Annotated in this window: 10 protein-coding genes; 4 read left to right on the top strand and 6 right to left on the bottom strand. The window is 44.7% G+C overall.

Annotated features, from left to right (window positions below):
• Nucleotides 1-21 precede the first annotated feature (21 nt).
• A complete protein-coding gene (locus AB4375_RS00675; RefSeq protein WP_019824386.1) occupies nucleotides 22-627 on the bottom strand; it encodes a LuxR/HapR/OpaR family quorum-sensing transcriptional regulator in 606 nt (201 codons plus the stop codon).
• 337 nt (nucleotides 628-964) lie between these two features.
• Between AB4375_RS00675 and hpt the strand changes: the two genes are divergently transcribed.
• Nucleotides 965-1,495, top strand: coding sequence for a hypoxanthine phosphoribosyltransferase (gene hpt, locus AB4375_RS00670; protein WP_017068881.1), 531 nt, complete (start codon nucleotides 965-967; stop codon nucleotides 1,493-1,495).
• Nucleotides 1,496-1,569: 74 nt separating this feature from the next.
• Here the strand turns inward: hpt and can are convergent, their stop codons facing one another.
• Nucleotides 1,570-2,238, bottom strand: a complete 669-nt coding sequence (gene can, locus AB4375_RS00665; RefSeq protein WP_017063246.1) for a carbonate dehydratase — start codon at nucleotides 2,236-2,238, stop codon at nucleotides 1,570-1,572.
• Nucleotides 2,239-2,524: 286 nt separating this feature from the next.
• Here can and AB4375_RS00660 point away from each other — a divergent pair, with 286 nt between their 5' ends.
• The 3 genes from AB4375_RS00660 to AB4375_RS00650 all read left to right on the top strand — a co-directional run bounded on the left by AB4375_RS00660 (nucleotide 2,525) and on the right by AB4375_RS00650 (nucleotide 6,168).
• A complete protein-coding gene (locus AB4375_RS00660) occupies nucleotides 2,525-4,156 on the top strand; it encodes a SulP family inorganic anion transporter (protein WP_017063247.1) in 1,632 nt (543 codons plus the stop codon).
• A gap of 322 nt (nucleotides 4,157-4,478) precedes the next feature.
• The gene (locus AB4375_RS00655; RefSeq protein WP_017059435.1) at nucleotides 4,479-5,396 is read left to right on the top strand and encodes an ABC transporter ATP-binding protein; all 918 of its coding nucleotides are present in this window, start codon (nucleotides 4,479-4,481) and stop codon (nucleotides 5,394-5,396) included.
• A gap of 1 nt (nucleotide 5,397) precedes the next feature.
• Entirely contained in the window at nucleotides 5,398-6,168 is a 771-nt protein-coding gene (locus AB4375_RS00650; RefSeq protein WP_010435987.1) for an ABC transporter permease, read from the top strand.
• 85 nt (nucleotides 6,169-6,253) lie between these two features.
• On the opposite strand, the gene panC is transcribed toward AB4375_RS00650, so the two are convergent.
• The 4 genes from panC to pcnB are packed head-to-tail and all read right to left on the bottom strand — an operon-like array spanning nucleotide 6,254 to nucleotide 9,807.
• Entirely contained in the window at nucleotides 6,254-7,144 is an 891-nt protein-coding gene (gene panC / locus AB4375_RS00645) for a pantoate--beta-alanine ligase (protein WP_017059434.1), read from the bottom strand.
• Nucleotides 7,145-7,152: 8 nt separating this feature from the next.
• Entirely contained in the window at nucleotides 7,153-7,947 is a 795-nt protein-coding gene (gene panB / locus AB4375_RS00640) for a 3-methyl-2-oxobutanoate hydroxymethyltransferase (protein WP_017059433.1), read from the bottom strand.
• Nucleotides 7,948-7,969: 22 nt separating this feature from the next.
• Nucleotides 7,970-8,455: a 2-amino-4-hydroxy-6-hydroxymethyldihydropteridine diphosphokinase gene (folK, locus tag AB4375_RS00635; protein WP_004735459.1), complete on the bottom strand. Its 486-nt coding sequence runs from the start codon at nucleotides 8,453-8,455 to the stop codon at nucleotides 7,970-7,972.
• Nucleotides 8,452-9,807: a polynucleotide adenylyltransferase PcnB gene (pcnB, locus tag AB4375_RS00630; RefSeq protein ID WP_017059432.1), complete on the bottom strand. Its 1,356-nt coding sequence runs from the start codon at nucleotides 9,805-9,807 to the stop codon at nucleotides 8,452-8,454. Before pcnB ends, folK begins: the two co-directional genes overlap by 4 nt.
• Nucleotides 9,808-9,985 lie beyond the last annotated feature (178 nt).

Below are 9,985 nucleotides of genomic sequence, written 5' to 3'. Positions count from 1 at the left end.
CTCGAATCTCGAATCTCGAATCTACTTATAAATGCACAGCATGTTCAAGTAGCTATCCGTTAAGCTTGAAAGCTCTTCTGGCGTTTCTACACGTTTCGCTTGGATGAATAGCGAGTAGCAAATGCCGTGGAATAGATTCGCTAGATGTTTAGGGTCGTGATCGTCACAGACTTCGCCGCGTTCAATCGCTTTGCTAAACATGTTTTGTACTAACATTTGGTTAGTGCGGTTCGTTGTTACGAATAGCGGCCATACTTCATCACGAGTCGAAGCGCTCCATTCGAACCATACATTTAACCAATGGCTATCTTGAGCCACTAACGTCACCATTTCAGTCGCAATATTATGTAGGTTTTGTTTTGCGTGAATATCTAGATCGATATTGTCTGAAAGGAAGTTCGAGAATTGACGGACAACATGATTTAGCACTTCATCAACTAGATCTTCACGAGTAGGGAAGTAGTTAAATACGGTTGCCACAGACACCTGAGCGATGTCTGCAATGTCAGCGTGACCACCACGACCGATGCCGCGGCGAGAGAATACCTCAAGAGCGATTTCCATCAATTGAAGTTTTCTTTTTAAAGGTGAAAGCCTAGTTCTAGGTCTCTTAGATATTGAGTCCATTTTATTTTCCTTGCCAACGAAATTTTTATATTAATGATTTTATTATTATTTAAGCCAAGATGAGTGTAATGGTGCATATGCGAATGGTCAATCCTTTGAGCTTATTTAATAGACAGTTACATCAAACTTGATACATAAAGCGTGATCAGTATTGATGTGAAAGGAAGAGAGTATCGGACAAGGCATCAACGCGTATTATCGTTGATAATCTGACAGTAAATTTGAACCATAAGGTGGTGTGGGTATTTGAGCAGTGCTAGACTTACGCACAAATTGAGCGGCGCCGATGGCAGAACTGTCTACACTTGTCGCAATCACCAAATAAAATGAGAGCAGTATGAAGCATACAGTTGAAGTCATGATCTCTGAGCAAGAAGTTCAGGATCGAGTGAACGAACTAGGCAAACAGATCACGGAACACTACAAGGGTAGTGAAGATCTAGTTTTAGTTGGCTTATTACGTGGATCTTTTGTCTTTATGGCGGATCTTGCTCGTGCTATCGATTTAACTCACCAAGTTGATTTCATGACTGCGTCTAGCTACGGCAACGGCATGGAAAGTTCACGTGATGTTCGTATTTTGAAAGACCTAGATGACGACATCCAAGGTAAAGACGTTCTACTTGTAGAGGATATTATCGATACAGGTAACACGCTGACTAAAGTAAAAGAGATTCTGAGCCTTCGTGGTCCTAAGTCTATCGAGATTTGTACGCTACTAGATAAGCCTTCACGTCGTGAAGTTGAAGTTGATACGAAGTGGATTGGTTTCGAAATCCCAGACGAGTTCGTTGTTGGTGTAGGTATCGACTACGCTCAAAAATATCGTCACCTACCGTACATCGGTAAGGTAGTACCTCAAGAGTAATCATTACGCTTGTGGTTTAGAAGTCATTAAAAAGCCCGCTTGATGCGGGCTTTTTGTATATATGACGGAATGGGTTAGCTTTGTTGACTAAGAAGAGGCGTCGTTAAGATCTTGTTTAATGCATCTAAGTGACTGTTCTCTAAAGTATCGTTACTTGAGCAACGTACGCCAAGGTCCTGTAGCTTGCCATCGCCAATACCATAAACCACACCATGGATTTCAACGTCTTGGCCACGCTCCCACGCATTTTGCATAATGGTTGAGTTACCTAGGTTATAAACCTGTTCTGCGACGTTAATTTCGCATAACTTGTCACCCCATTGCTCACGAGGAAGCCCCTCGATTTGCTTGCGGTATTTTAGGTAATTGTCACGGATGTGCAGTAACCAGTTGTTGATAAGACCAAGTTTCGGGTTATCAATCGCCGCGTTAACACCGCCACAACCGTAGTGACCACAGACAATAATGTGTTTCACTTTAAGCACATCTACTGCGTACTGAACAACAGATAGACAGTTTAGGTCTGTATGAACCACTTGGTTGGCCACGTTTCGGTGAACAAACAGTTCTCCAGAATATAAGCCAGTCAGGCGCTCGGCTGGAACTCGGCTATCTGAACAACCTATCCATAGAAAACCAGGGCTTTGACCCTCTTCAAGCGTTGTAAAATACTCAGGTCTTTCAGAGCGAATTTCTTCAGACCATTTGGAATTGTTCTCAAAAAGCTGTTTTATTTCTGGCATCTTGCTTCTTACATCCCTCAATTAAGATGCTTAACTATACACAATGTTACAAATTCAATCTCGTAAAAACTGCGTCAAAATGTACTCATCTGACGTGTTCTAGTACGGAAAATCATAAACTTAGCCCACTATCAATAATCCGGTTATAAGACATGAATAATGTGATTGAATTAACACTTTCTGAACACTTGATACATTTGCTAAAGTGATAAGGTTTGTCATTTCATCATCAGGAAGGTGTGTTTTGTTTGGAAGTCGTTTTACGGATATCAATCTCAAAGGGGATATGTTTGGCGGTGTAACTACAGCCATCATCTCGTTACCTTTAGCATTGGCATTTGGTGTTGCTTCTGGCGCGGGAGCTGAAGCTGGCTTGTGGGGCGCCATTATGGTTGGCCTATTTGCAGCATTGTTTGGCGGTTCGAGTAGTTTGATTTCTGAACCTACCGGCCCGATGACGGTGATCATGACTGCCGTAATGACGAGTATGGTTGCTAAATATCCTGAAACGGGTATGGCAATGACCTTTACTGTCGTGATGATGGCCGGTGCATTCCAGATATTACTTGGTACGTTAAAGCTAGGAAAATACGTCACTTTGATGCCATATAGCGTGATCTCCGGATTCATGTCGGGCATTGGCGTTATTCTGATTATCTTGCAGCTGTCTCCATTGTTAGGGCATGCCGCTCCATCCGGTGGTGTAATGGGCACGCTCTCTGCTTTACCTGATACGCTAGCAAACTTAAAAGTGAGTGAGCTATTTCTAGGTGCTCTGACACTCGGTATTCTTTTTGGCTTCCCCGCTAAGTATCGTAAGTATGTGCCTGCTCAACTGGTTGCGTTAGTGGCTGTAACGCTCTTGTCCGTCATTATTTTTGATACCGACTCTATTCGCCGTATTGGTGAAATCCCAGCTGGTTTACCTTCCCTCGTTATCCCTACGATCAGCGCTGAACAGTTTACTACTATGGTTATCGATGCCTTGGTGCTTGGTACATTAGGTTGTATTGATACGCTTTTGACCGCGGTTATCGGAGATTCATTGACTCGTAAAGAGCATGACTCAGACAAAGAGCTTCGTGGCCAAGGCATTGCCAATATGATCTCTGGCCTGTTTGGTGCACTACCTGGCGCGGGTGCCACTATGGGGACTGTAACCAATATTCAGGTGGGAGCGCGTTCTCCGCTTTCAGGTGTTATTCGAGCTTTAGTACTTGCGCTCGTGGTATTGGTTGCAGGTGGTTTAACAGAACCGATTCCTATGGCAGTGCTGGCTGGTATCGCGATGTATGTTGGTTTCAATATCCTAGATTGGAGCTTTATCCAGCGCGCGCACAAGGTTAGCTATGCCGGCATGGGCGTGATGTACGGCGTGATGCTATTGACTGTGTTTGTTGACTTGATTATTGCCGTTGGACTGGGTGTGTTTATCTCGAATATTCTGATTATTGAAAGATTAAGCCGAGAGCAAGCCAGACAAGTTAAGGCGATCAGTGATGGTGATGATGAAGACGATATCCCATTGACTGATAGCGAACGTCAGTTACTCGATAGTGCCAATGGTAAGGTGCTATTCTTCTACCTATCAGGGCCGATGATATTCAGCGTTTCAAAGGCGATTTCACGTCAGCACTCAAGTATCTCTGACTATGAAGCGATGATTCTAGACCTGACAGATGTACCTATGATTGATGTCACTGTTGGCCTAGCGCTAGAGAATGCGATTAAAGATGCATTGGATGCGCAGTGTGAGGTGTATCTGCTGTGTCCTAATGAGAATACTCGTCAACAACTAGAGAAGTTCCATGTGATTGACCTAGTACCTGAATCCAACACTTATCGATTCAGATATGAAGCCCTGACGGCAGCAACAAGCTATGTCGACAGAGATGAGCATCAATTTGAGTCAGTTTAATTTTTCAGTAATAAGCTGATATGAATAAGCCATAGACGCTCACTTCAAGACTGATCATTAATGCCGTTAAGTGAATCACTTAGCGGCATTTTTATATTTATTGAACGTTGATTTAGTCTTCACGTAGCCAAGACGCTTATTTGTTTTCGAAAGAAACTCTCACACGATATTTGTATTCATCGTCAATCAACGATAAACTTGTTCGCAAAATGGCCGAGTTAACAAGTTTGGGTTAGCTTTCAGCTAGTTCGTTTTAAGCATTACTCTCTTCCTCAAGCTCGGTCGTCTACATCTTATCTATAGCAAATGGCAGTCTATCTCTATGTATGCATTAGAAATTGAGCAATTAAGAAAAACTTATGCTGGGGGCTTCGAGGCTCTTAAGGGCGTTAGTTTACAAGTAGAAAAAGGCGACTTTTACGCACTACTTGGTCCCAATGGTGCGGGTAAATCAACCACCATTGGTGTTATCTCTTCACTGGTAAATAAAACGTCAGGCAAGGTTAAAGTGTTCGGCTACGACATTGATACCGATCTGGAATTGGCGAAGCAGAACTTAGGCCTTGTGCCTCAAGAGTTTAACTTTAACCCGTTTGAAACCGTTGAACAGATCGTGCTGCAACAAGCGGGTTATTACGGCGTGCCAAAAGCATTAGCGAAAGAGCGAGCGAAAAAGTACCTATCTCAACTCGATCTGTGGGAAAAGCGTGGCGAACGCGCGCGTAACTTGTCTGGTGGTATGAAGCGTCGTTTGATGATCGCGCGTGCATTGATGCATGAACCTCATTTGTTGATCCTTGATGAACCGACAGCAGGCGTTGATATTGAACTACGTCGTTCAATGTGGGAATTCCTAAAAGAGATCAATGAGAAGCAGGGCATTACCATTATCTTGACCACGCACTACCTAGAAGAAGCAGAAATGCTGTGTCGCAACATTGGTATCATCAATCGCGGTGAGCTGATTGAGAACACAACAATGAAAGCGCTGTTGGGCAAATTGAGTGCTGAGACCTTTATTCTGGATCTGGAAGAGGGCACGACTGAACCTAAGCTTGAAGGCGTGAATAGCCAAGTGATGGTCAATGGCTCGCTAGAAATCGAAATCGACAAGAACCTAGGTTTGAATACCATCTTTGCTCAATTGAGCGAGCAACAGGTTAAAGTCCTCTCTATGCGTAACAAAGCAAATCGTCTAGAAGAGCTATTTGTGAGTATCGTCCGTGAGGGGAGTAAATAATATGTACAGCCTATATTGGACCGCTTTCTGCAGTTTGTTGACCAAAGAGATCAATCGCTTTACTCGTATCTGGGTGCAGACTCTGGTGCCGCCAGCGATTACCATGACGCTTTACTTCATCATCTTCGGTAACCTGATTGGTGCGCGTATTGGTGAAATGAACGGCTTTAGCTACATGGAATACATTGTTCCCGGTCTGATCATGATGTCGGTGATCACCAACTCATATTCCAACGTTGCTTCATCGTTCTTTAGTGCCAAGTTCCAGAAGAACATTGAAGAGCTGCTTGTAGCGCCTGTTCCTAACTACGTGATTATCGCCGGCTTCGTAATGGGTGGTGTGGTTCGTGGCTTGTTAGTGGGTACCATAGTAACCTTCGTGTCGTTGTTCTTTGTCGACTTACAAGTTGACCATTGGGGCGTGATCATTGCGACGGTATTTTTAACGTCGGTAGTATTCGCTTTGGGTGGCTTGATTAACGCGGTATTCGCACGCACGTTTGATGATATCTCTATTATCCCAACCTTTATCTTAACGCCGCTGACGTACCTTGGTGGTGTGTTCTACTCGATCAGTCTATTGCCTGAATTCTGGCAAGGTGTATCGAAGTTGAACCCTATCGTGTACATGGTTAACGCGTTCAGATATGGCTTCTTGGGTGTGTCTGATGTGGGGATCGTGACGTCGTTTGGCGTACTAGGTGTGTTTATCGTGCTGTTGTATGGCATTGCACACTACCTAGTGACAAAGGGTATTGGCTTACGTAGCTAACCTTTGGTTCATCTAAGTAACAGGTAAAGAAAAAGGTCGATATAACATCGACCTTTTTTTGTTTTGCGTTAAGAGCAGAAGCCGACTATTCAGTCGTTTCTTCTTTCACTTCTTCTTTGGTTTCCGTTACCAAATCGAGAACTTGGTTATCGATAAGACGCGTCTTACCTAGGAAAGCCGACATTAGAATCACTGCTTGAGTTGATTCTGAAGTGATCGCTTGCAGAGTTTTAGCATCACAAATGAAGATTTCGTCAGGTTGAAGATCTGCAGCGCGTAGCTGGTCAGTAGCATCTTCAATCACTGATGCGTAATCATCGCGACCACCACGAATAGCGCTGCTGATCCAGCGCATAGTACGCGCTAAAACGGGCGCTCGTTGGCGCTCGTCAATCGTTAGGTTGCTATTGCGAGAGCTCATTGCCAAACCATCCATTTCACGAACGGTCGCAACGCCGACAACTTCAATGTCTAATGCTAAATCAGTGGTCATCTGGCGAATAACAGCAAGTTGCTGAAAGTCTTTCTCGCCGAAGCATGCAAAGTCTGGCTGAACGATATTAAACAGTTTAGTGACAATGGTTGATACACCACGGAAGTGACCTGGACGAGAGGCACCTTCAAGCATGTGAGATATGCCAGGGACCTCAACAAACGTCTGCTTGTCTAATCCATCTGGGTACATCACCTCTGGCGTTGGTGTAAATACTAGCTCAACCCCTTCACCTGTTAGTTTGCTTAAATCTGCTTCTAACGTTCGAGGGTAGTTGTTTAGGTCGTCTGCACGGTCAAACTGCATTGGGTTTACAAAGATGCTTACCACAACGATGTCGGCCAGTTCACGAGCTTTCTTTACCAGAGTCAGGTGGCCTTCATGCAGGTTTCCCATTGTCGGTACAAAAGCAACCGTACGTCCATCACGCTTAAACTGTTTAATCTGCTCACGAAGAGCTGCTATTTCAGCAAAAGTTTGCATACTTACTCCTAAGCGATTGTATGAGCTTCATCAGGGAAGCGCGCGCTCTCTACTTCTTCTTTGTATAGAGCTACTGCCTTACGCATATCACCTGTTTCTGCTAGGAAGTTCTTAGAGAACTTCGGCATGTAGTTCGCAGAAATACCGAACATGTCATGCATAACCAAGATCTGACCATCGGTAACATTACCTGCGCCGATACCGATAACCGGTACGTCACAAGCTTCTGTAATTCGTTTTGCCAATGAAGCTGGCACACATTCAAGTAGAACGATTTGAGCGCCTGCGTTTTGCAGTGCTAACGCGTCAGCAACCATTTTGTCGGCTTGCTCGTCGTCACGACCTTGAATCTTGTAACCACCAAAGATGTTCACAGATTGAGGCGTTAAGCCTAAGTGCGCACATACTGGTACTGCGCGTTCTGTTAGCATTTTCACAGTATCAACCAACCAGCTTCCGCCTTCGATTTTTACCATGTTCGCACCAGCACGCATCAAGGTAGCTGCGCTCTCACAAGCTTGTTCTGGCGTTGCGTAGCTCATGAAAGGCATGTCAGCCATAAGAAGACAGTTCGGGCTACCAGCACGCACTGAGCGAGTATGGTAAGCAATGTCTTCAACAGTTACTGGTAATGTATCGTTATGGCCTTGTAAAACCATACCCAGTGAATCACCGACAAGCAGAACTGGCATTTCTTGGCTTTCGAATAATTGAGCAAAGCTCGCATCATAAGCTGTCGAAGTCGCAAATTTACGGCCTTCACGTTTGCATTTGATCAGGTCGTTAATGGTTACTTTTTTCATTGGTTTTCCTTAATGCGCTTGGCTATTGTTGCCAAACATTGAGCCCGTTCTTATCTACTATTTTCAGTAGTTCTGTCAGCTCAGTCCCATCAGGGAGTTGTAAACTTGGTGCGATTTCAGCAAGCGGGTAGAGTACAAACTCTCGTTCTTTCATTCCATAATGAGGAACGATTAAGCGCTCTGAATCGATCACCTCATTGCCGTATAGCACAATGTCGAGATCCAAGGTTCTTGGTCCCCAACGTTCGTCTTTACGGACGCGCCCTTGCTCTAGTTCGATCTTTTGAGTGCAATCAAGCAGTTCAATTGGCGTTAATTCGGTTTGGATAGCGACTACCGCGTTGATGTAGTCTGGTTGATTTTGCGGTCCCATTGGAGTGCTACTATATAGCTGAGAGGTCGCAATAAACGTTGATCGCGGTAGGCTTTTTAGCGTTTCGATAGCCAAATTTGCTTGGCTAACTGGGTCGGCAAGGTTGCTGCCGACCGCAATGTAAGCAGTTATCATTCTGATTGCTTACTCTTTTTGTTTCGGTAAGTCTTACGGCGACGATGGCCTGACTTTGATGGTGCTGCAACGTCGTTAGCCATTGCTTGACGCATGTTACGACCTGCAGTCTGATAACGCTCCCACCATTTTGCTAACTCTTTGGTTTCGCCACCTTCAATCTCACCACGCATTTCTAGGAAATCGTAGCCTGCACGGAATTTGTTTAATTCCATTAGACGAACAGCGCGTTTACCGTTGCGACGAGGCAGTCGAAGTTGCAGTTGCCAAACTTCGCGAATGGTTGCTGTGTGACGACGAGGAATCGCAATAGACTTTACTTGCTGATCTAGAATGATGTTACTCGCTTCCATGATCGCATCGTAGTGTGCCATACCCTGTTCAGCGACAAGTTTGTCTGCCAGCTTGTTCATTGGGTACCAAAGCATCGCTGCGAACATGAATGCTGGGTTTACTCGCTTACCATCTTCGATGCGAAGGTCGGTTGAATCGAGAACCAAATCAAGCATCTGCTCTGTGTGAGAGTCGTAATCTTCGGTGAAGTGCTCCGCTACCGCTGGGAACATCTGTTGGAATAGATTGTACTCGCGCATCAAGTGGTAGGTTTCTAAACCGTGACCTGATTGCAGTAATTTCAGAGACTCTTCGTAAAGGCGCGCTGCTGGGATATCTCTTAGAAGGTGAGCTAACTCTTCAATCGGGTCAGCCGTGTCTTCTTCGATGTCGAAATCCAGTTTAGCGGCGAAGCGCATTGCACGTAGCATACGTACTGGGTCTTCGCGGTAACGCGTTTCTGGATCGCCAATCAGGCGGATCAGTTTATCTTCTAAATCTTCTACACCACCCGCGTAATCGTGGATGCTGTAGTCTGCAATGTTGTAGTACATCGCGTTGATTGTGAAATCACGACGCTCTGCATCTTCATCAACACTGCCGTACACGTTATCGCGAAGTAGCATGCCTTCTTTCGATTGTGCAGAAACGTTCTTCGATGGTTCTTGGTGGTGACCACGGAAAGTTGCCACTTCAATGATGTCGCGACCAAACATGATATGTGCCAAGCGGAAACGGCGACCGATAAGACGACAGTTTCTGAAGAGGTGTTTGATTTGCTCTGGCGTTGCGTTGGTCGCAATATCAAAATCTTTTGGCTGAGAGCCTAATAAGATATCGCGCACACCACCACCGACTAGAAATGCGTCAAAACCCGCACCATTCAGGCGATATAGCACTTTTAGTGCGTTGTCGCTGATCTGCTTGCGTGAAATATTGTGCTCTTGACGAGTATAAATATTCAGAGCTAATTCGTGGAATCCGCGTTGTTCGCTTGGGGTATTGTCGTTTGTATTCATTAGTTTAGAACAAAGTAGGTATCGCCAACTTTGTTTTTCTCTTAGTCCAAAGTGGTAGTGCAGAGTTTAATTGCGGCTAATAATAGCTTAGCGCGAGCCATTTGAGAACATCGTCTGCTTAACCACAGTGGTTGGTTATGGCATTTTTATGTGTCGTTTTTGCTATTTGCCGTGAGTT

The organism is Vibrio sp. 10N.261.51.C6, from assembly GCF_041471785.1.
Lineage (GTDB): Bacteria > Pseudomonadota > Gammaproteobacteria > Enterobacterales > Vibrionaceae > Vibrio > Vibrio crassostreae_C.
Note: the sequence above shows the minus strand (reverse complement) of the source record. Positions and strands in the feature narration are given on the sequence as shown.

What these genes read in the sequence shown, in the direction of transcription:
- AB4375_RS00675 (WP_019824386.1), bottom strand. Translation starts at nt 627, where the DNA reads ATGGACTCAATATCTAAGAGACCTAGAACTAGGCTTTCACCTTTAAAA.
- hpt (WP_017068881.1), top strand. Translation starts at nt 965, where the DNA reads ATGAAGCATACAGTTGAAGTCATGATCTCTGAGCAAGAAGTTCAGGAT.
- can (WP_017063246.1), bottom strand. Translation starts at nt 2,238, where the DNA reads ATGCCAGAAATAAAACAGCTTTTTGAGAACAATTCCAAATGGTCTGAA.
- AB4375_RS00660 (WP_017063247.1), top strand. Translation starts at nt 2,525, where the DNA reads ATGTTTGGCGGTGTAACTACAGCCATCATCTCGTTACCTTTAGCATTG.
- AB4375_RS00655 (WP_017059435.1), top strand. Translation starts at nt 4,479, where the DNA reads ATGTATGCATTAGAAATTGAGCAATTAAGAAAAACTTATGCTGGGGGC.
- AB4375_RS00650 (WP_010435987.1), top strand. Translation starts at nt 5,398, where the DNA reads ATGTACAGCCTATATTGGACCGCTTTCTGCAGTTTGTTGACCAAAGAG.
- panC (WP_017059434.1), bottom strand. Translation starts at nt 7,144, where the DNA reads ATGCAAACTTTTGCTGAAATAGCAGCTCTTCGTGAGCAGATTAAACAG.
- panB (WP_017059433.1), bottom strand. Translation starts at nt 7,947, where the DNA reads ATGAAAAAAGTAACCATTAACGACCTGATCAAATGCAAACGTGAAGGC.
- folK (WP_004735459.1), bottom strand. Translation starts at nt 8,455, where the DNA reads ATGATAACTGCTTACATTGCGGTCGGCAGCAACCTTGCCGACCCAGTT.
- pcnB (WP_017059432.1), bottom strand. Translation starts at nt 9,807, where the DNA reads ATGAATACAAACGACAATACCCCAAGCGAACAACGCGGATTCCACGAA.